The following is a 20,917-nucleotide window of genomic DNA, read 5'->3' as shown; positions in this document are numbered from 1 at the left end:
CTCACTCTTTCTCGGTGAGGTAGAGGTTGCGCTTGATGATGAGTCGCACATGCCAGGCTGATAGGGGCCGCAAAACATGTGTTAAAGGCATCAGCGCCGAAGTGTAAAGAAAGCCGATCCTTCTTTATGCTGGGACTGTATCTGAATAAGTGCAGGACTGCCGCGTGCTTTTTCGCGGAGGGCTATCCGGAGATCAAGGGTGTGTGTGTTTCTTTAAGCATGGACTTTTGTTCAGGCTTTTTTTGCGTGTAAATATGATCTCGGGGTCTGGTCCGTACGAATGAACAACCAGGAGGTACAGGAATGGAACAGACGAAAAAATGGGGTTTTTGGTTATTAACGGCGTTTGTCGTAGGAAATATGGTAGGCTCGGGCATCTTTTCGCTTCCGAGTACGCTCGCAAAAATCGCGAGCCCGTTCGGCGCCACATCGGCATGGCTTTTAACGGGAGCCGGTGTGTTAATGATCGCGCTGGTCTTCGGCCACTTATCCATCCGCAAGCCTGAGCTGACGGCGGGGCCGCAAAGCTATGCGCGTGCGCTGTTCAGCGATCGGAAAAAAGGGAATGCAGCGGGCTTCACGATGGTCTGGGGCTACTGGGTGGCGAGCTGGATCAGCAACGTGGCGATCATCACGAGCCTTGCCGGATATTTAACATCATTTTTCCCGATTTTAACGGATAAGCGTGAAATGTTTTCGATCGGCGGTCAGGCGGTTACGCTCGGCCAGCTGCTGACGTTTGCCGTATGTACGGTTTTATTATGGGGCACTCACACGATTCTCGTCACCAGCATTAACGGTGCGAGTAAATTAAATTTTGTCACGACGTTTTCAAAAGTATTAGGATTTATCTTCTTTATCATTGCAGGTTTATTTGTGTTTCAAACGTCGTTTTTCGATCATTTTTATTTTCCGGTTCAAACAGGTCCTCACACAGTTGAGGGAATCGGCGGACAGATCCACAATGCGGCGATTTCAACATTATGGGCGTTCGTCGGAATTGAATCGGCAGTCATTTTATCCGGGCGCGCCCGTTCGCAGCGTGACGTGAAACGCGCCACCATTACCGGATTATTGATCGCGCTTGGTATCTATATCATCGTGACATTGATTACGATGGGCGTGCTTCCGCATGGTAAGCTTGTCGGCTCGGAAAAACCGTTTGTTGACGTATTGTACGCGATCGTCGGCAATGCGGGAAGCGTCATTATGGCGATTCTGGCGATTTTGTGTCTGTTCGGAACGATGCTCGGCTGGATTCTTCTCGGTTCTGAAGTTCCGTATCAAGCGGCAAAATCAGGAGACTTTCCCGCTGCTTTTGCAAAAACGAATAAACAGGGAAGCCCGGTTGTGTCGTTAATCGTAACGAACGTGATGTCACAGATCTTTATCTTTTCGGTTATTTCCCGGACGATCAGTGACGCGTTTACGTTTTTAACGACGGCGGCGACGCTCGCTTATCTGATTCCGTATCTCGTGTCAGCGTTTTACAGCCTGAAGCTCATTTTTACGGGTGAAACGTATGACGAGATAAAGGGCTCAAGAGTAAGAGACGGTATCATCGCCATCCTTGCCTGCATTTATTCTTTTTACGTCATTATTACCGGAACGGCCGATTTAACGACCTTTATTCTCGGTATCGGGCTGTTTTTCGTCGGTTTGCTGTTATATCCTTTCGTTTCAAAGAAATTTGCAAACAACAGACAATCGGTATGACAAAAAGACATCTCACGTCTGTGAGATGTCTTTTTTTGTTTGCGGCAGCTGATTACTTTTTGACGGCATGTATATAATGAATGGTCTCGAATGCGGTTAAATGGTCAGTGCGTCCGCTGAAAAAACGGTCATTGACGTCCGCCGGAGATAAATGTTCATAAATAAGCAGACCTGATGATTCTAATATTTTTTCGATTTCTTTATAACTGAAACACGATAACATCGGTTCTCCGCTTTTTGCAGCCATTTTCACCATGTTTTCCACTCTGTTTGACAGTCCTCTTTCTTCAAAGAGCGACTCATCTGCATAATCAAACACGATAGAGCTTCCTGGCGGGACTTCGGCAAATAATTGTGTGAGCAGGCGGGCGAGATGCTCTTTCGTAAGATAGTATGACACACCGAGCAGGCTGAAAAAGGTTTTTTGGCGTGAAAAACCTTCCTGATACAGACGGCTGAAAGAAAGCGAAGCGGCGAAGTCCATCGGTACAAAATGAAGATGATGGGAAATGTCGAGATTCAGATGTTTCAATCTGTTTATTTTGTCTTCCTGTGAAGCGGGATGATCGATTTCAAATATGTCTAAGGCGTTTGTCATCTCAGGATGCCTGAAACAGAAAGTATCCAGCCCCGCGCCAAGGATAACATACTGTTTGGCCCCGAGCTTCACTTCATTCAAAAGCACTTCTTCACAATATGCGGAACGGGCTAACGGTGTAGGAGACAGCTGTACTTGAGTCACCCATTTTAAGATGTCATCCGGTTGGCCTTGAAGCCTCTGTGCCATGTCTTTACTGAAAAATGATATACCTTGAATCAGATAATCGCGGATGTCCGAATGCTCTTTTTCGGAAATCAGATCTTGTGCCATAAAATCATCAAATATCACCGGGGTGTCGTATTTACTGTGGTACGCCCTTCCGAAAGCGGACAGCAGGGAAGTCATACTCGCCTTGTTTTCTTTCATATAAAGATCCTCCGTTATTTACATCAATCTCCGGCCGGGAGAATCTTATTATACATGTTAATCCAAAAATGTAAATTATAGCATAAATAATTTTTTTTGTCAAGTTTTAAGCGTAATAAAAAGCCGCTGTGACAGCGGCTTCGGGGTTACTTCGTTAAGCTTTTTGTGATGTAGTCAAGCTGGCCTTCAAGTGAGATCGGGTCTGAGAAATAGAAGCCGATCGGATCAATGCGGTAGACATGGTTTTGTTTGACGGCATCGAGGTTCTTCCAGATTGAGCTGTCAAGCACGCCTTTGTCGTCACCGCCGGCCTGCCATGGCCCCATAAAGATGTAGTCTCCCGCGAAGTCAGGCAGTTTCTCGAGTGAAATGCTGGCGTAGCCCGGCCCTTGATTAATGGCTTTTTCCTGCGTCAGTTTTGTGGCCTTCAGCCCGAGTTTGTCATAAATGATGCTTCCGCCGCGGCCGAAGTCTTTACCGAATACATAGATGTCTTTTCCGTTTGTCTGCATGATGGAGATGGTTTTTGAGCCGACCGCTTTTTGAACCTTTGTTTTAGCGGCAGCGGTTTTCTTATCCCATTCAGCCAGCCATTTGTCTGCTTTATCTTCAGTGCCTGTCATTTTCGCAAACTCTTTGAATTGATCAATGTTGCTGAGCTTGTCATATTTAATAGCGATGGTCGGCGCGATTTTTTCCAGTTTTTCAATATCGGCGCCTTGTGTCGTCCAGACCACGATTAAATCCGGCTTTAAGTCAATGATTTTTTCAACGGACGTGCCGTCGCCGATGTTTGTCACTCCTTTTGTTTTCCCTTTGTAATAAGGGTTTTTAAATACGTTTTGCGGCGCGCCGACAACATTGATGCCGAGCTGTTTAAAGTCGCCGTAGTAGCCGTCAGCCATGACGACGACCCGTTTCGGGTGCTTCGGAATTTTAATATTGCCGTTTTCGGCTTTATACGTGATGGTTTCTTCTTTTTCAGAAGAACCTTTCGTGTCTGAAGAATTGCCGCATGCGGCCAAAGCGGCGATGAGCAGCATGGCAATCAGCGCTGCGCCGATTTTTTTGTATGTATGGAACATTTGACATTCCTTCTTTCATAAAAATTAGTGATAAAGAGAATCATTATCAGTGTGATTATATCACTGCTTTCATAGAGAAGCACGCTCTTTTTTAAGAAAAACTTTCTTTTTTTATATGAAATTAGGTCTATTAAAAGAGAAGATAAAAGTGCTATACTGAAACAAGTCATTGATAATCATTATCATTAACATTCTTGTTTTGAGAAAGGAAGAACGAGTGTTGGGTCTATTGAAAAAGAAACAGACAATGACGGCTCAAGGGGCATCAGGGAGTGAAATCCAGTGGACGGCGCGTTCATTCCGGGCGGCTGTGCTGCTGTGTGCCGGGATTGCGGTTTTATTGATCGGCGCGGCTCTGTCTGTTTCCATCGGAGCTGCCGATATTCATCTGCGGACGGTGTGGGATGCTCTCTTTCACTTTCAGCCGCAAAATACATCTCATCAAATCATACGCGATCTGAGGCTGCCGAGAACTGCCGCCGCCGCGCTCGTCGGGGCTTTTTTAGCTGTGTCCGGGGCGATTATGCAGGGGCTGACGCGGAACCCGCTTGCTGAGCCTTCCATTATGGGCGTGACGTCGGGGTCAGGATTTGCGATCGCATTGGCGTTTGCTTTTTTTCCGGGCCTGTCTGCGGCGGGACTTGTTTTGTGGTCCTTCGCGGGAGCGGGAATCGGAGCGCTTATTGTGTTTGGCATCGGCCTGTTTTCAAAAGGCGGTCTGACACCGGTGAAGCTCGCGCTGGCCGGTACGGCAGTCGGCTATTTCTTAACGGGGCTTTCAAGCGCGATTGCGATCCGTTTTGATGTCGCCCAGGATGTGAAGTTCTGGTATGCCGGAGGAGTTGCTTCCGTGAAATGGGAAGGCGTGCAGCTGCTGTTGGCGGTCGGGGTTATCGGACTTTTGCTGGCATTTCTGATTGCGCGCTCAGTGACGGTGCTGAGCTTGGGTGAGGAGCTGGCCAAAGGGCTCGGGCAGTACACATCGCTTGTGAAAGTAATCGGAATGTTTGTCGTTGTCCTCTTGACGGGGGCTTCAGTCTCAGTCGCCGGAGCCATTTCTTTTATCGGCTTGGTGATTCCGCATATCACCCGATTTTTAGTCGGGGTAGATTACAGGTGGATCATTCCCTGTTCGGCGGTATTCGGCGCCGTTCTGTTAGTCTTCAGTGATATTGCCGCAAGACTCGTCAATGCGCCGTTTGAAACACCGGTCGGCGCTTTAACCGCCCTTATCGGCGTTCCCTTTTTCTTTTATTTGGCGCGCAGGGAAAGGAGAGGGCTGTAATGAATGTAAAATCGAAAAAACCGCTGGCGGTCATGGCCGTTACGTTTTTGCTCATATGCATCGTCTTTTTTATCAGCTTAAACATGGGCGTGATCCGGATTGCGCCTCTTGATACGCTACGTGTCTTTTTCGGACAAGGGGATGCCCGGGATCAGCTCGTTTTATTTGAATTCAGACTGCCGCGCATGGTGCTGTCATTGCTGGTCGGCGCCGGAATCGCGGTTTCAGGCGCGATTTTTCAAAGCGTGTCTCAAAATGACTTGGCGGAGCCGGGCATTCTCGGGATTAACGCCGGGGCGTCTTTGGCGGTCGTTTTGTTTATCTTCTTTTTCCAAGGATCAGCTGCTGATTTAAGCATGGCCGGTACATGGCTGCTTCCGGTGAGCGCTTTAGCGGGGGCTTTTCTGGCTGCGCTGCTCATCTATGTGCTGGCTTGGAAAAAAGGCGTTTCACCTGTCCGGCTCGTTTTGGTCGGGATCGGCGTCAATGCGGGGTTTAATGCGCTTCTCTTGATTTTTCAGCTGAAAATGGACCCGCGGGATTTCATGCAGGCGCTTGTATGGATTTCCGGTTCGATTTGGAACGCCAATTGGAAAATGGTACTGTCCATTTTGCCGTGGCTGCTGGTTCTTTTACCGTTCAGCCTCTATAAAGCCAGGTATTTAAATGTGCTCCAGCTCGGTGATCAGCTGGCGGCGGGGCTTGGCACCCGGGTTGAAAAGGAGCGGCGCGTTCTGCTGATGTGCGCCGTTGCCCTGACCGCGTCATGTGTTGCGGCAGCCGGCGGAATCGCTTTTCTCGGACTCATTGCGCCGCATTTGGCCAGAAGGCTTACCGGACCGCGCCACCAGACGCTTATCCCGGTTTCGGCTTTAATCGGCGCATTTTTATTTCTGCTTGCCGATACGCTGGCGAGAAATGTGCTTGCACCGTCCGAAGTTCCCGTCGGCCTGGTGATTTCCGTGCTCGGAGCGCCGTATTTTGTATATTTGCTGATGAAAACGAAATAGAGGAAGGAGACTGCCGCGATGAACTCATTATCGGCGGAACAGCTTACTGTCGGTTATGGCGACCGTTTGATAGCGAAAGAATTGGATATCGCCATCCCGAAAGGAAAAATTACAACGCTGATCGGTCCGAACGGCTGCGGAAAATCGACGGTTCTCAAAACGATGTCAAGAATCATGAAACCGAAATCCGGCGCCGTCTATTTAAACGGACAGGCGATCATGCAAAAATCCACGAAGGACATCGCCAAGGAAATGGCAATTCTTCCGCAGACGCCTGAAGCGCCGAGCGGGCTGACGGTGTACGAACTTGTTTCTTACGGCAGGTTTCCGCATCAGTCCGGAATGGGCCGTTTGAGTGATAAAGACCGTGACATGATCAAATGGGCGCTGGAAGAGACGGGGATGGCCGAATTTTACGACCGGCCGATCGAAGCGCTTTCCGGGGGGCAGCGGCAGCGTGTGTGGATCGCCATGGCGCTCGCTCAAGAAACGGAGCTGCTGCTTCTTGATGAGCCGACCACTTATTTAGATCTCGCCCATCAGCTTGAAATTTTGCAGCTGCTGGACAAATTAAACAAGGAGCAGGGCCGCACCATTTTAATGGTCATTCATGATCTGAACCATGCCGCCCGTTTTTCCCATTACATGATCGCCCTGAAAAAAGGGCGCGTCATCAAGGAAGGAACGGCGGAGGAAGTCATGACTCCCGGCATATTGGAAGACGTTTTCCAAATTGACGCACAGATTGTAAAAGATCCGCGCACGAACAAACCGGTCTGCTTAACCTACGATTTAATCCGGCATGAAAACGCAACGGTATGATGAAAAAAAAACGCAGAGCCATTCCGGCCTGCGTTTTTTTATTGCGCCCGGGGCTGCTTTTGTCCGGAGACGCATTTATCCAAAACGAAAAAAACCCCCGCCACAATCAGCTCCTCCGTCGTTGACAGCCAAATCTTTTCAATCAGTTTATCCGTCGTATACGCAGTCATCCAGAGGAACAGCAGCTGAACGGTGCTGGCTAAAAGGAGAAAAGGCAGCCTGCCCGTCCCAAAAAAGGTAAAGCTATGTATCATCAGCCGCTCAAGCGGTTCAAAACATAAACCGAGAAAAATAAAAAGCACGGAAAAAAGCAGGACGTACGCCATCGATCCGTAGCTCGTCCCGGCTAATGAAAATACGGCCATCATCACGATGAAATACCCGAATAATACGGCAGCGGCTGCCAGGGCATACCGAAGCACATGAAGAAAAAACATTTTCGTCCCGTTTTGATTGATCATCTGTTCAGCTCCTTTTCACACAGAGGAGACTTGCAGAGACGGAACTCTGCAAGCCGGTGTGTATCTTCAGCATTTCTTTTTGACGACAGGGTGTTTCTCTTTCGAAAGAATATCCGTAAAGTCTTTGCCCAGATCCAGATGCTGCTGGACGAATTTCTCAGGAAGCATGGCAAGCCATTGGTTCAGGGACACATCGGCATAGTGGTCATCCTTGAAGATTTCCAGGAAGACGAGCGGCTCATCTCCCAAATTCTCCACATAGTGGCCCATTGCGAACGGGACGTAACCGACATCCCCGGCCTGATAGTTAAATGTTCTCGCATGGCCGTCCGATGCAAAAACCGTCATCCGCCCTTTACCGGAAATATAATACTGCCATTCATGCGTGTTCGGATGCCAGTGCAGCTCTCTCATTGCGCCCGGTTCGACCACGACAAGCGCTGAAGCGATCGTTTTGGACACTTTGAAGTTTGTGGAATCCGCGATATATACTTTGCCGCCATCCGTCTCAGCAGTCGGACCTTCATCCAGCAGGCGGTAAGTGAACGGATAAGGCACTTCACCGTTCGGGCCTTCCACAATGTCATCTTTCAGCTTCCCGGGAACCGGCTCTTCAAAGATATATTTTTCTTTCCCGGGCAGGCCGGCGAGGTCTTTTTCTGAAACCCCGAAGTTGTTGGCAATGACATCAAGCGGTGTGTGGGCAAGCCAGTCAGTCACTTGGAATGTGCTGTTTTCTGAGAAGGAACCGTCATCAAAAACCAAGAGGAATTCACAGCCTTCTTTCAGCGCCTGAATGGAGTGCGGCAGGCCTGACGGGAAGTACCACAGATCTCCTTCCTTCACGTCATCGATAAAACTGCGTCCCTGTTCATCAACAATCGTGACCCGCGCTTTGCCTGTCAGCATATATGCCCATTCCGCTTCTTTATGCCAGTGCAGCTCACGGATGGCGCCCGGTTTTAAACGCATGTTGACAGATGCCAGATTCTCAGAAATCGGCAGCTCGCGAACGGTCACCTCACGCGCGTATCCGCCCTTTTCCAGCCGGTTGTGCACATCTGAGAAAGAGAATTTCATATTATCCACTGTGCCGTGATCCGTTTCCGGCGGCGTCAGCATATCCGGATTTTGGCGGTCTCTTTCAAGGTTGCGCGGAATCGTGACGGTCGCCCCTTTGTCTCCTCTGATCGGCTGCGGGATATTGCAGTTGTTTTCTTTTGACATGTAAATCGTCTCCTCTCAAGCTTTGTTTTTTCAGAAAGAGAATGTGAAAGGCCTTTCGTTTTCCCTTCTGCTTTGTTAAGTGATGCGTTCCGATGAAAAGTCAACTTCGTGTGAAAATTAATTTTTCATTTTCTGATCTTTCAGTTCCGTCATCAGTTCGATCAGGGCGTCAAACTTCTTCTCAAACCGTGTGAGAAGATACATGGCAATCAGAGCCGGAAAGCCGAGATTGCCGAGCTGTCTGACCGCTTCTTCTATAAAAACCTGATCCATTATCAGCCACCTCCTGACTTGACCTGCAGTCATGTATATAAGTGAAAGAAAGAGCGGCTCCTGTAAACCTGATATCCCGGTTGAGGGTCTTTTTTTTGTTCCGGCAAATCCGGGACATAAGGAGTGCGGAATCTTAGTCGGAAAGGAGTAGTTTACTTTTTTTTGCTTTCTTTCATTTAATTTAAATAGGGGGCGGTTTTATGGACTATCAAGTTCTTTTACGGTCAAAATGCAAGGAAATTATGAAACATCCGATCGTTAAACATTTTTTAAGTGACCCAAAGCATTACGAGAAATTTAAAAATGTGCTGGAACATTCAGACGAGAAGGATGCAAAATCACTGGACGACCATTTTAAACAGTTTTATAAGGAAATCCGGATCATCAAATATATGAACTCTATGATCCGGATTTTCTCCATCGATTTTGACAAGCGCATCCGTAAAAATCAGAAGCGCTATCCGCTGACGGTGGATCAGCCGGAGGGAGGTGAAGCGCTTCCCTATGAAATGGGAAAAGATGCGTATGAAGAGTTTCTGCGGAAGCAGGGGGATTTGAGCCAGCATGTCCAAAACCGTGATTTATACGAAGCGCTTCAGACGTTAACCGATAAACAAAAAAGCGTGCTGACGAATATTTATCTTCACGGAGCGACGATGAAGGAGATTGCCGAGTCGCTGGGTGAATCACGGCAGAACATTTCCAATATTCATAAAAAAGGGCTCGACAATCTCAGAAAGCAGCTGGACAAGCAAAAAAAGGGGGAAAATAAGCAGTGAACGGGCCATTTGACTTCAACAAAGAGAACACAGATACCGACGAAATGGAACTTTTGATTTCGCGTTTTTCGCCAATGATAAAAAAAAAACTGAGCAATACATCATACCAGGAAAGAGAAGATCTCGAACAAGAATTGAAGATTAAAATCGTTGAAAAAGCGGACATGCTGTTATGCCAGGAAGTGCCGGGTTTTTGGGAATTTATACTTCATCTTATAAATGAAAGCTCCTGACAAAAGCGGCGGAATGATGGATATTCCGCTCTGACAACGTGAGAAAAACGAGAAGAGATGTCCGGTCTCGTTTTTCTTTTCTGTTTCCCCGCAAGACCTCCGCACTAAAAAGGTACCAAATCTTATCCATATAATGATATGATGAAAAAAACAAAGAGAAAGGAACGTCCAAGGTGGAAAATGCGTCAATTTTAATTGTAGACGATGAGAAGGCGATCGTTGATATGGTCAAACGCGTTCTCGTCAAAGAAGGCTATCACAACATTAAGACAGCCGGAAGCGCTGAGGAAGCGATCGAGTTTGTTAAACATGAAACCGCGGATCTGCTCGTGCTGGATGTGATGATGGAAGGCATGTCCGGTTTTGAAGCATGCACCGAAATCCGGAACTATACCGACGCTCCGATCTTTTTTCTGACCGCCCGTTCTTCTGATGCGGATAAGCTGTCAGGATTTGCATTGGGAGCTGACGATTATATAACAAAGCCGTTTAATCCGCTCGAATTGGCGGCGCGGATCAGAGCGACGTTAAAGAGAACCTATAAGCGCGAAGAGAAAACGGCGGTAAAGACGTATTCATACAGTCATTTTTCCTATTCACCGCAAAACGCCGAGCTGATCGTCGGGGGAGAGCCCGTCAGCTGCTCCGCACAGCTTCTGCAATTGCTTCAATATTTCTGTGAACACCCTGATGTGGTGCTCTCAAAAGATCAGATCTATGAAAAAGTATGGGGATATCCGTCTTACGGCGACAACAACACCGTCATGGTGCATATCCGCAAGCTCAGAGAAAAAATTGAAAAAGACCCCAGCAATCCGTCTTATATTGTAACGGTGCGCGGCCTCGGTTATCGGTTTATTCCCGATCAAGGAGAAAAAGGAACCCGCTCATGAGAATGCGCGGAAAATTTCTGCTCCACTTTTTCGGACAGCTGCTGCTTGTCATCCTGCTGATGTCCGTTTTGGCCGTCGCTTCTTTCTTCTATTTGGATTGGCGTTTCAGCGAAGCGGAAGCCAATGCGGGACTGACCAAAGCGACCGCGGACTCGTTTGAAGCGTGGCTTGATAAAAATGAAGACGGCACATGGGATGTCGATGAGTTTTTAAAGATGTCGGTCCGAAAGCAGAAGGGCTGGCTGCAGATCATTAATGACAATGAAAAAACGGACTACGCGTACAGAGTGCCGAAAGACGTCCCGAGCCATTACAGCAGAAAAGATCTCTTATCCATTTACCAGTACCGGAATTTTGACAACTACAAGCTGAATTACTGGACGGTCACGATAAATGATGAGACCTATTTGATTCTGTTCGGCTGGAAATCCGCCAGTGAGCAGCTTCTCACTTACATCGAATCACAGGAGCCATCCCTTGCTTCCCTTTCTCAATATAAAAAAAGCACGGTTGATTATATTAAACGGGAAAAAGGGGCGGTCTACCTTCTCGAAGACAGAGGCAGACTGCTCGGGGATATCAACAGCACGAAAAAAGAACGGAACACCGTCAATGAGCTTGAATTGCTGAAATACAGTTCCAAGCCGTGGAATTACAAACGGGAAATTTCTTTTAAAAGACTCGATAAAACGAAATGGATGGTCGCGTCGGTGCCGAACCCCGTGTACATCCCCGATCACGAGTTTAACAAATCATTTTTGAGAAATGTGATGAAAACCCTCTTCCTCTTGATCGGAATCTTAGTATTTATGATCTGCATCTTGACCATCTGGTACTCTTTCCGTTTCGGCTGGCCGCTGTTTCATACCATCAAATGGCTCGTCAATTTATCAAAGGGCCGGCTTGAAGAGCCGAAGAACCGCAAAGGACAGCCGGTCAGCAAAAACAAAAAAGGCAAAACAAAACAGCCGTTCCGCTTTTTCGCCGAGATTTTCGAATCGATGGATCAGCTGACAGACACGCTGAAGCGGGATAAGAAAAACAGAGAAAAAATCCAGGCGACAAGGGAAGAATGGATCGCCGGGCTGAGCCATGACTTAAAAACCCCGCTGAGCACGATTTACGGCTACAGCATGATGCTCGAATCGCAGCAATACGACTGGACCCCGGAAGAAGTCAAAGAAATGGGACAGATCGTCCGGGAAAAATCAGAATATATGTCCAAGCTGATTGAGGACTTAAACTTAACATACCGCCTCAAAAACGCGGCCCTCCCGATCGAACGGCGGCTTATCAACGTCGTGCCGTTTATCAGAAACGTCACGAACGATTTCACGAAAAACACGTTCTCGGAAGGCTATGACATCGCCTTTGAAACCAAAAAGGAAGACATTCTTTTCGCCATTGATGAAGCGTGGTTCCGCCGTATTCTGGAGAATCTGCTGGCAAACGCGGTTAAGCATAATAAGAAAGGGACCGCCATTCGGGTCGTGCTTGAGGAATCAGCCGAACAGCTCATTCTGAAAGTGAAAGATAACGGAAGAGGAATGGACGATGAAACGATTCACCAGCTGTTTAACCGTTATTACCGGGGAACGAATACGAAGGGACCGTCAGAAGGAACGGGACTCGGACTCGCCATTGCCAAGGAGCTGGTACACCTTCATAACGGAACCATCCATGTCAACAGCAGAATCAGCGCCGGAACGGTGATTACGATTCTTTTTAAAAAAGATTAAGTTTGGACGCCGCTTTGTCGGGAATAACAATAGAAGACTGACAAGCAAAAGAGGTGTTCACATATGGAAGCAGCATTACGAGCAGATACGAGAGCAGTTATCGGAGAAGGCCCTTTATGGGACAAGGATAAGCAATGCCTGTACTGGGTGGATATACTGGGCAGCCAGCTGCATATCTTCACTCCGGCTGACGGAATCAACCGCTCCGTTAAATTCAAATCATTTGTCACGGCTCTGGCCTTATATTCAAAGGAAGAGCTGGTGATGACGATGAAAGACGGGTTTTACCTGTACAATCTTCGGGAAGACACATTGACGAAGATGAAGCAGCCGAAAGACATGCGGGAAGATATCCGTTTCAATGACGCAAAATGCGACCCGTCCGGCAGATTATGGGCGGGAACGACGAGCATGGAAGGCAAAGAAGAGGAGGCTTCGCTGTACCGTCTGAATACGGACGGCAGCCTTGCCAAAATAAAAGACCAGGTCTCCACCTCGAACGGTTTGGATTGGGATCGGGACCGAAACCTGATGTACTATATCGATACTCCGACGCAGGAAATCGTCTGTTATTCATATGATCCTGAAACCGGAGCCGTATCAGATCCGAAAACGGTCTACCGCTTTCCGGAGTCGCAAGGATCTCCCGACGGAATGACCATTGACCGTGACGGAATGCTGTGGGTGGCTCTGTTCGGAGGCGGCCGTGCCGTCCGGATTGACCCGTTTTTGCATAAGGAAATTGCATCTATCGAAGTTCCGGCGAAATACGTCACCTGCTGCGCGTTCGGAGGCAGAGACTTGAACACGTTATACATTACGACCGCGACGGAAAAATTGACGGAAGCCGAAAGACTTGAGCAGCCGCATGCGGGCGGCCTGTTTTCAGCAGAGCTTGAGACGGGCGGCTGGGAGCCGGTTCCGTTTGCAGGCATGGTGTAAAAAAAAGCCCTGGCATATGGGGAAGTTCCCATTGTGCCGGGCTTTTTTGTGTTAAATGGAGCGGATGATGCCGCCTTCAACCCGCTGTGCGGTGCCATTAATGGCAGAAGCCGCTGATGAAGCGAGAAATACAATCGTATTGGCGACTTCTTCCGGGGTTGCATAGCGCTGAATCAATGATGTCGGTTCATTCACTTTAAAATAATCCCGGACGAAGCTGTCTGTGTCTTCTCCGGCAGCCTTTGCGGCTCCTTCCATGTAAGAAGCGACGCCTTCGGTCCATGTCGGTCCCGGCAGCACGGAGTTGACCGTGACATTTGTGCCTTTCGTCATTTCCGCCATTCCCCGGGACAAGCTGATTAACGCCGTTTTCGTCATTGAATACGGAATCATTTGCGCAAGCGGTTTGACACCGGCTTCACTGGAGATGTTCAGAATCCGTCCGCTGTTTCTCTCGAGCATTTGCGGCAGAAAACGCCGGCACAGGCGCACGGCGCTCATAACATTCACTTCAAAATACCGAGTCCATTCGTCATCAGACACCTCAGCGAAGTCTTTTACTTCAAAAAAACCGAGATTATTGACGAGAATATCGACTTCCCCGATTACACCCGCGCGCTTTATCAAGTCATCCGCCTCATCCTGACGCGATAAATCCGCAGCGATGCCGTGGACCGTTCCGTAAGCGGAAAGCTCCTCAACCGTCCGTTCCACAGTTTCTTTTTTTCTTCCGTTTATAATCACCTCGGCGCCTTCGGCTAAAAAGCTTTTTGCCGCGGCTTTTCCGATGCCTGAGGTTGATCCTGTAATCAAAACGAGCTTTCGTTCAAGCTGTAATTCCATGATAATCCTCCTTTTTACACCATTGTGTAACAGTATACATGATGAATTTTAGTGTGTACGAACAATTTGCTTTCATGCAAAAAGGCCGGATATACAAGCCTTAAAGACTTATAGTATAATTACTGCGAAAAAAGGATACGAATGTCAAAGAGACAATCGTTTACCATAATCAGGGGGAGTTAAAAGAATGAAGAAGATCACTGCCGTCTGGGCGGCGCTCTTGGTCACCGCCTTTGTGGTCGCCGGCTGTTCCGGCGCACAGGAAGAAGGAAGCGCGGCCAAACAAAAAGCCGTCTCAACCGAAGCATTCCCGGTAACCATTAAGGATGCCGCGAACGAAAAAGTAACCTTAAAGCAGGCACCGGAAAAAATCGTTTCCCTCATGCCGAGCAATACGGAAATTACATACGCGCTCGGACTGGGAGATAAGGTCGCAGGCGTCACAACAAATGATACATATCCGAAAGAAGCGGTAAAAAAACCGAAAGTCGGAGATATGAATGTGAACGCTGAAAAAGTCATCGCGCTGAAGCCGGATCTCGTGCTTGCCCACGCGTCCTCTATGTCCGCTTCCGCCGATGCGATGAAGCAACTGAAAGATGCGGGCATCACCGTCTTAACGGTCAATGATGCGCAATCGTTCCAAGATGTGTACAAATCAATCAGCATGATCGGAAAAGCGGCCGGCAAAGAAAAGCAGGCGGATAAGCTGATCAAATCGATGAAATCCGACCTTTCCGGCATAGAAAAGAAAGCGGCGGCCATTTCTGAAAAAGACGAAAAGAAAGTATTCGTCGAAGTGTCTCCTGACGGCTACACGACGGGGAAAGGCACGTTTATGAACGAAATGCTTGAAGATATACACGCGAAAAACGCCGCCGGCAGCCAGACCGGCTGGGTTCAGCTGACGGATGAAGCGATTGTCAAAATGAATCCGGACGTCATCATTACGACAGACGGCGTAAAGGCCGCTGAAGTGGAAAAACGCGCCGGCTGGGGTGCCGTCAATGCGGTCAAACACCACAATGTCTATTCTGTTGATCCCGACCTTGTCACACGCTCAGGCCCGCGCCTTGTCAAAGGGGTCGAGAAGCTTGCAGAAAGCGTTTATCCTGAAACGTTTAAAAAGTAACCGCCCGCTGGCCTACACGGTCAGCCTGCTGTTTTTAGCCGTTTGTACGGCACTCGGCATTTCAATCGGCAGTCTGCATATTCCTTTATCCGACGTTTTTTGGATCGGGATCGGCCGGACATCCTCGGCTGACCCTATGAATGTAAATATTATGATGAATATCCGCCTGCCGAGAGTCGTTCTGGCTGCCCTTGTCGGAGCCGCGTTATCCATTGCGGGAGCGGCGTTTCAGGGACTTCTGAAAAATCCGCTCGCCGACCCTTATACACTCGGGGTATCTTCGGGAGCCTCGGCGGGAGCCGTTATCACCTTGTTTTTCGGCGTTCAGATTCCCGTCATCGGCCGGTTCACACTACCGGTTGTCAGCATCGCCGCAGCGATTGCGGTCATGGCGGCGGTTCTGTTTTTCAGCCGCCTCGTTCATGCGTCGATGTCGGTTTCGACGCTCATTTTGACAGGCATCATCATGAATTCTTTTCTCGGGGCTCTCATATCGCTTGTGATCGCTTTAACGGGCAATGATCTGCTCCCGATTGTCCGCTGGCTGTTAGGAAGCGTGTCAATGAGGGGCTGGGGCTATGTCGCGCTGTTTCTGCCTTTTTTTCTGGCCGGGACGGCGCTTCTGCTTATCAATGGCAGAGAATTAAACATTATGACTTATGGAGAAGAAAAGGCAAGGCTGTTAGGCGTCAGTACGGGAAAAAGAAAATGGCTGATGATCGCCGCCGGATCTCTGCTGACGGGAGGAGCGGTTGCCGTCTCGGGGACGATCGGATTTGTCGGCCTTGTCATTCCCCACGTGACACGGCTTTTATGGGGAACGGATCATCGCCATTTACTGCCGCTGTCAGCATTGACGGGCGCCGGTTTTCTCATTTTGGCGGATTTGTTTTCCCGCACCGTCATTGAGCCTGTCGAATTGCCGATCGGCATTATGACGGCTTTGGCGGGAGCGCCTGTGTTTGCCTTGATTCTGCTTCGCCAGCATCATGGAGGGAAACGCTTATGATCAGGGTGAGCAGCCTGTCCGGCGGGTACGGAGGCCGGATGATTGTGGAAGATGTCAGCTTTACCGCCGGAAAAGGTGAATTTGTCGGCATACTCGGTCCGAACGGCTCGGGAAAAACAACGCTGTTGAAATTGCTGACGGGAATGCTCTCTCCGTCAAAAGGCGAGGTGCTCGTAGCAGGCAGGCCCATCGGCGGATACAAGCCGCGGGAACTTGCGAAAATCATGGCCGTTTTGCCGCAGCATACGGAGCAAGCTTTTACATTTACCGTTAAGGAAACGGTGTCCTTCGGCAGATACCCGTATCAAAAAGGACTCTTCAGACAGATGGATCAACATGACGAAGACATTGTCCGGGAAGCGATGGAAATGACGGGCATCGACCGGTATGCGCAGCAATCCGTCCGCAATCTGAGCGGAGGGGAGCGGCAGCGCGTCTATCTGGCGCAGGCGCTGGCTCAGCAGCCTGAGGTGCTGTGTCTGGATGAGCCGACGACCTTTCTTGATCTCAAATATCAAAAAGACCTGCTTGATACGGTGAAGCGGCTGACGAGAGAAAGAGGCCTGACGGTCATCAGTATTTTTCACGACCTAAACGCCGCAGGCCAATATTGTGATCAGCTCCTGATGATGAAAGACGGGCGCGCTTTTCCGAAGCAGACGCCGGATCAGGCTTTGAAAAAAGAGACGATTGAAGACATTTACGGCATCACCGTCAGCGCTGTTGCCCAGCAATCGTCGCCGAAACCGCTGATCGCTTTCATGCCGGAAGCGCAGGAGGAAAGAGAGCCTGTCAGCGTTCCGTTCGCTTCTCTGATAAACAAAAGCGGAAATACCGTAACGCTTCATACAGAACGGCCGTTCAGAATGTTGTCAACCGCATCTGACGGCCCGGGCTTTTCGTGGAGCCGCCGGCTTTCCGGCTCAGCGGCCGCTGGTTTGATCTGCCGTACGTTTGATTCGGTCACAATTGCCGTGACTGCGCAGCATACCGTTTGGGTGCTGATCAGCGGACGTTTATCGGAACAGGGATTTGTACGGCTGTTAACGGCAGCGGCTGAAGCGAGAATGCAGGCTCTTTCCGGCAGACAGGCAAAAGGCGACATTGTCATTTGCGCCTTGCAGACAGGAGAGGCGATGGATGTCCCTCACGCGGAAAGAGCCGTCAGAAGAGGAACCGCGGCATGTGTAAAAGCGGCGGAAGAAGGAGGAATACAACGATGAAGCTGTATACGAAAACCGGTGATAAAGGACAGACAAGCCTGATCGGCGGCAGAACGGATAAAGACAGTCTGCGGGTTGAAAGCTACGGGACGATTGATGAGCTGAACAGCTTTATCGGGCTTGCGCTTGCGGAGCTTGATGATTGTGAGAATTGCGGTGATGTGAAAGCCGAACTCCGAAACATTCAGCATGAGCTGTTTGACTGCGGCGGCGACTTGGCGACGGTCACTGAACATAGAAGCTATACATTAAGAGAGACATCTATTTCCGCATTGGAGGACTGCATAGACCGTTACACGGCTGAAGCGCCCCCGCTTGAGAAATTTATTCTTCCGGGCGGGCATAAGGCGGCTGCTCAGCTTCACATCGCGCGGACCGTCACGAGACGGGCTGAGCGTCTCATCGTGAAGCTCGGCAAAACAGAAGAGATAAATGATACGGTGATGCGTTACTTGAACCGCCTGTCTGATTATTTTTTCGCGGCGGCAAGAGCAGTTAACGCAAGACAGGGCGTTCAGGATATAGAGTATGAAAGAAGCGCCGCGGTATTCCGTGATGATGAATAATGTTTTGTTCAGCCGGCAGCAGCAAGCCGGCTGTTTTTTTTATAGAGATATCCATCAATTGAACCTTTATTGACAGGAGGAAAATGTATCTTATGCATTATTGACTGAAAAATTAAAAAATGAGATATTATAAGAAACATTGTAAAATAATGGGGGATTTGATAGATGGATACATATAATAAGAGCGAGAGCATCTGGAATAAAAATTTCACCCTTCTGTTTATCTCAAGGCTGGTTAAATTGTCAGGCGACGGTTTTGCCTTTAATTCCATTCTGTGGTTTTTGATTTTTGACGGGGAAGGCGCGATCGGCACGTCCCTGCTCATTGCGGTCACGTTCCTTCCGGAGGCGATGCTGGCGCCGATTACCGGGCCTTTTATGAAGCAGCATACGCTGAAATTCTGGATGTATTTCTCCGACCTGACGCGCGCGGCGGTCGTGTTGATCATTCCGGTCTGTTACTTTAACGGTTTTTCTCCTTTATGGTTTGTCATGCTTCTCATGATTGTGCATTCAGCCACGGGAGCCGCTTATAATCCTGCATCTATCTCATTGATCCCCAATATTGTCAGAGAAAACAGCCTGCAGAAAGCGAATGCGGTCATCCAGTCATCAGGCCAGATCGTCAGGCTTGCCGCCATTACGCTGAGCGGGGTGTTCTTAACATTTATCAGTCCCGCTTATTCTTTGTTTATCGCTCTTATATTCTATCTTCTATCAGGTTTTCTCGTACTCTTTATGTCATACCAAGTCCAGCATGCCAAACAGGATACAGTCGCCGTCAGACAGCGCGGGACGTATTTCGGAAGGCTCAAACGGGGTTTCGTTCTTGTCAGGAAACACCAGATTTTATACCCGCTCGCCATCTATTGTATCTTCATGAATTTTGCGGCCGCTCCGTGGGAGGCGCTCTCTGCCGTTTATGTCGCCGAAGATTTAAACATGCCGCCGATCATCTACTCGCTTTTGAAAGCGACAGGCACGGGCGGAGCCTTTTTAATGGGTTTTATTTTGGCTAAGGTGAAGGTGAACAAATACGGTCTCCTGTTTGTGTCAGCGGGAATCATAGAAGGAGCGGCATTTTTCATCACCGGCCTCAACACTTTTCTGCCGCTCGTCTTCCTCGCCGCGTTTGCGTTCGGATCTGCCGTCAGCGCGATTAATGTGCCGGAATATACGATTATTCAGACGTCTGTGGACCATGATGACCAGCCGCAAGTCTATGCCGTCATCCATATGATCTCAAACATATCCATTCCGCTCGGCGCGGTTCTTTGCGGATACGCGGCTAACGCCTTCGGTCCCGGAAAAGTCATTGCCGCCGGCGGTCTCGTTGAAGTCCTGTCCGGTCTCGGAATATTGTTCTTTACGAAGCTGGCCAAAGCCGAACGCTCAGATCTCATCAGGGAAAAAGAAGCGAGCATCAGAATATAGATTTTTCGTGAAACGCCCTGTGCCGTCCGGTGCAGCGGCGTTTTTTTATGCGAAGGTCCGGGGGCTTATACGACTCCGGTCTGATATGAAAATCAATCTCTGACTCGTTTTGCCGGCCGCGGGATTTGTTTATAGTAAAGACAAGGAAAACGAAAGGAGGATCTGCATGAATATAAATGGCAAAACGGCAGGCGGCTTTCTGCTGATGGTGTTCGGACTTTCTGTCTTTTTCGGAGGAGGCCATTTCGCATTTATCATCCCGCTGGCGATCGGAGGCCTGATGCTTTACTGGGGAATCAAACGTTTTTCAAAAGGCCGGGCGGTATCGGGTATCATCGCGGGCGTCATCGGAGCTATGATTCTCGTCGGTTCTCTTCCATTTATCGTTGCGATCGGACTGGCCGGCGCCATGGTGTATTTCGGGTGGAAGATGATGAAGCAGGGCGGCTCAGATACCGCTTCCCGCCAGTATGAACCGGAAGCGGCATCACCGGGCTATCAATCCGGATTTGACTCTGAATGGGAAGAATTTCTGAAGAAAAAATAAGGAGGAAGACAAAATGGTCTTAAAAAGAATAAGAAATATGTTCGTCGCATCTGTTAACGAAGGGCTTGATAAATTAGAAAATCCGAAAGTCATGCTGAATCAATATGTGCGTGATATGGAAAGTGACATCGCTAAGGCGAAACAAACGATTGTCAAACAGCATACGATCGTCCATCAGTTTAAGAAAAAACAGGAAGACGCCTCCGAAACGGCGGCAAAACGGAAAAACCAGGCTCAGCTTGCTTTTGACGCCGGGGAAGAGGAGCTGGCGAAAAAGGCCCTCACTGAAATGAAATACCTTGAGGGAAAAGCGGCCGAACATGAAAAAGCGTATGAGCAGGCGAAAACACAGCTGGCAGAGCTGAAAGAGCAGCTGGAAACTTTAGAAACGCGCCTCCGCGACGTAAAGGATAAAAAACAGGCGCTCATCGCCCGCGCGAACGCGGCAAATGCGAAGGAACATATGAACGCTTCTTTCGACAAAATTGACAGCGAAAGCGCCTACAGAGAGTTCCTTCGAATGGAAAGCCGCATTGAAGAAATGGAAGTCCGCGTCAAATACGGCACTTCAGCTGAGGCGAACACAGAATACAGCCGCTCCCAATATTCAGACGAGGTGGAAGCTGAGATTGAAAAAATGCGCTCGCTTTCTCTGGAAAAAACAGAGCGTCAAAAAGCGGCTCATGAATAATGTGCACAAGGGAAGATCGGCGCATTTACGCCTCTTCCCT

General features: G+C 49.0%; 22 protein-coding genes and 1 riboswitch. Of the genes, 16 read left to right on the top strand and 6 right to left on the bottom strand.

From position 1 onward, the window contains the following. The first annotated feature begins 12 nt into the window (after positions 1–12). Positions 13–193, top strand: a riboswitch (Lysine riboswitch). 110 nt (positions 194–303) lie between these two features. Then, positions 304–1,716 (top strand): amino acid permease, encoded by a 1,413-nt coding sequence (locus NYE42_RS16620; protein ID WP_007410036.1) that lies wholly within the window; start codon positions 304–306, stop codon positions 1,714–1,716. A 52-nt stretch (positions 1,717–1,768) separates the two neighbouring features. Here the strand turns inward: NYE42_RS16620 and NYE42_RS16615 are convergent, their stop codons facing one another. Continuing rightward, a complete protein-coding gene (locus NYE42_RS16615) occupies positions 1,769–2,683 on the bottom strand; it encodes a class I SAM-dependent methyltransferase (RefSeq protein ID WP_352426594.1) in 915 nt (304 codons plus the stop codon). A gap of 146 nt (positions 2,684–2,829) precedes the next feature. Continuing rightward, complete coding sequence (locus NYE42_RS16610) at positions 2,830–3,768, bottom strand: iron-hydroxamate ABC transporter substrate-binding protein (protein ID WP_012118425.1); 939 nt, start codon at positions 3,766–3,768, stop codon at positions 2,830–2,832. 247 nt (positions 3,769–4,015) lie between these two features. On the opposite strand from NYE42_RS16610, the gene NYE42_RS16605 reads away from it, so the two are divergent. The 3 genes from NYE42_RS16605 to NYE42_RS16595 are packed head-to-tail and all read left to right on the top strand — an operon-like array spanning position 4,016 to position 6,885. Next, positions 4,016–5,053: an iron ABC transporter permease gene (locus NYE42_RS16605; protein WP_029973587.1), complete on the top strand. Its 1,038-nt coding sequence runs from the start codon at positions 4,016–4,018 to the stop codon at positions 5,051–5,053. Then, entirely contained in the window at positions 5,053–6,063 is a 1,011-nt protein-coding gene (locus NYE42_RS16600; RefSeq protein ID WP_007410040.1) for an iron ABC transporter permease, read from the top strand. Before NYE42_RS16605 ends, NYE42_RS16600 begins: the two co-directional genes overlap by 1 nt. An 18-nt stretch (positions 6,064–6,081) precedes the next feature. After that, the gene (locus NYE42_RS16595) at positions 6,082–6,885 is read left to right on the top strand and encodes an ABC transporter ATP-binding protein (protein ID WP_007613715.1); all 804 of its coding nucleotides are present in this window, start codon (positions 6,082–6,084) and stop codon (positions 6,883–6,885) included. A 38-nt stretch (positions 6,886–6,923) separates the two neighbouring features. On the opposite strand, the gene NYE42_RS16590 is transcribed toward NYE42_RS16595, so the two are convergent. From NYE42_RS16590 to NYE42_RS16580, 3 genes are all read right to left on the bottom strand, one after another. Further along, positions 6,924–7,346, bottom strand: coding sequence for a YrvL family regulatory protein (locus NYE42_RS16590; RefSeq protein ID WP_031378358.1), 423 nt, complete (start codon positions 7,344–7,346; stop codon positions 6,924–6,926). A gap of 66 nt (positions 7,347–7,412) precedes the next feature. Beyond that, positions 7,413–8,573 (bottom strand): oxalate decarboxylase family bicupin, encoded by a 1,161-nt coding sequence (locus NYE42_RS16585; protein ID WP_007410043.1) that lies wholly within the window; start codon positions 8,571–8,573, stop codon positions 7,413–7,415. 117 nt (positions 8,574–8,690) lie between these two features. Beyond that, positions 8,691–8,846 carry a YvrJ family protein gene (locus tag NYE42_RS16580; protein WP_007410044.1) on the bottom strand — a complete coding sequence of 52 codons (156 nt, stop codon included), beginning with the start codon at positions 8,844–8,846 and terminating at the stop codon, positions 8,691–8,693. Positions 8,847–9,088: 242 nt separating this feature from the next. Between NYE42_RS16580 and NYE42_RS16575 the strand changes: the two genes are divergently transcribed. The 5 genes from NYE42_RS16575 (at position 9,089) to NYE42_RS16555 (ending at position 13,432) form a co-directional block, all read left to right on the top strand. Beyond that, positions 9,089–9,625: a sigma-70 family RNA polymerase sigma factor gene (locus tag NYE42_RS16575; protein WP_087920805.1), complete on the top strand. Its 537-nt coding sequence runs from the start codon at positions 9,089–9,091 to the stop codon at positions 9,623–9,625. After that, positions 9,622–9,858 carry a sigma-O factor regulator RsoA gene (rsoA, locus tag NYE42_RS16570; protein ID WP_003151778.1) on the top strand — a complete coding sequence of 79 codons (237 nt, stop codon included), beginning with the start codon at positions 9,622–9,624 and terminating at the stop codon, positions 9,856–9,858. The genes NYE42_RS16575 and rsoA overlap by 4 nt, the downstream gene beginning before the upstream one ends. 173 nt (positions 9,859–10,031) lie before the next feature. Further along, positions 10,032–10,751: a response regulator transcription factor gene (locus NYE42_RS16565; protein ID WP_003151779.1), complete on the top strand. Its 720-nt coding sequence runs from the start codon at positions 10,032–10,034 to the stop codon at positions 10,749–10,751. Continuing rightward, positions 10,748–12,490: a HAMP domain-containing sensor histidine kinase gene (locus NYE42_RS16560; RefSeq protein ID WP_031378360.1), complete on the top strand. Its 1,743-nt coding sequence runs from the start codon at positions 10,748–10,750 to the stop codon at positions 12,488–12,490. The genes NYE42_RS16565 and NYE42_RS16560 overlap by 4 nt, the downstream gene beginning before the upstream one ends. 63 nt (positions 12,491–12,553) lie before the next feature. Continuing rightward, on the top strand, positions 12,554–13,432 hold the full coding sequence (locus NYE42_RS16555; protein ID WP_039253895.1) for an SMP-30/gluconolactonase/LRE family protein: 879 nt from the start codon (positions 12,554–12,556) through the stop codon (positions 13,430–13,432). 51 nt (positions 13,433–13,483) lie between these two features. On the opposite strand, the gene NYE42_RS16550 is transcribed toward NYE42_RS16555, so the two are convergent. After that, entirely contained in the window at positions 13,484–14,275 is a 792-nt protein-coding gene (locus NYE42_RS16550) for an SDR family oxidoreductase (protein WP_007410049.1), read from the bottom strand. Positions 14,276–14,462: 187 nt separating this feature from the next. Between NYE42_RS16550 and NYE42_RS16545 the strand changes: the two genes are divergently transcribed. The 7 genes from NYE42_RS16545 (at position 14,463) to liaH (ending at position 20,877) form a co-directional block, all read left to right on the top strand. Further along, positions 14,463–15,407, top strand: a complete 945-nt coding sequence (locus NYE42_RS16545; RefSeq protein ID WP_108724736.1) for an ABC transporter substrate-binding protein — start codon at positions 14,463–14,465, stop codon at positions 15,405–15,407. Beyond that, positions 15,370–16,416, top strand: a complete 1,047-nt coding sequence (locus NYE42_RS16540; protein ID WP_352426593.1) for an iron ABC transporter permease — start codon at positions 15,370–15,372, stop codon at positions 16,414–16,416. The genes NYE42_RS16545 and NYE42_RS16540 overlap by 38 nt, the downstream gene beginning before the upstream one ends. Continuing rightward, positions 16,413–17,639, top strand: coding sequence for an ATP-binding cassette domain-containing protein (locus NYE42_RS16535; protein WP_251257623.1), 1,227 nt, complete (start codon positions 16,413–16,415; stop codon positions 17,637–17,639). The genes NYE42_RS16540 and NYE42_RS16535 overlap by 4 nt, the downstream gene beginning before the upstream one ends. Then, positions 17,636–18,205 carry a cob(I)yrinic acid a,c-diamide adenosyltransferase gene (locus NYE42_RS16530; protein WP_007410054.1) on the top strand — a complete coding sequence of 190 codons (570 nt, stop codon included), beginning with the start codon at positions 17,636–17,638 and terminating at the stop codon, positions 18,203–18,205. The genes NYE42_RS16535 and NYE42_RS16530 overlap by 4 nt, the downstream gene beginning before the upstream one ends. A gap of 165 nt (positions 18,206–18,370) precedes the next feature. Then, complete coding sequence (locus NYE42_RS16525; RefSeq protein ID WP_007410055.1) at positions 18,371–19,639, top strand: MFS transporter; 1,269 nt, start codon at positions 18,371–18,373, stop codon at positions 19,637–19,639. Between the two features lie 166 nt (positions 19,640–19,805). After that, complete coding sequence (locus NYE42_RS16520) at positions 19,806–20,186, top strand: protein liaI (RefSeq protein ID WP_033574863.1); 381 nt, start codon at positions 19,806–19,808, stop codon at positions 20,184–20,186. Positions 20,187–20,199: 13 nt separating this feature from the next. Beyond that, a complete protein-coding gene (gene liaH / locus NYE42_RS16515; protein WP_007410057.1) occupies positions 20,200–20,877 on the top strand; it encodes a stress responsive protein LiaH in 678 nt (225 codons plus the stop codon). Positions 20,878–20,917: the final 40 nt, after the last annotated feature.

It is taken from the genome of Bacillus sp. FSL K6-2865, assembly GCF_040311405.1.
In the GTDB taxonomy this organism is placed as follows: domain Bacteria; phylum Bacillota; class Bacilli; order Bacillales; family Bacillaceae; genus Bacillus; species Bacillus velezensis.
Note: the sequence above shows the minus strand (reverse complement) of the source record. Positions and strands in the feature narration are given on the sequence as shown.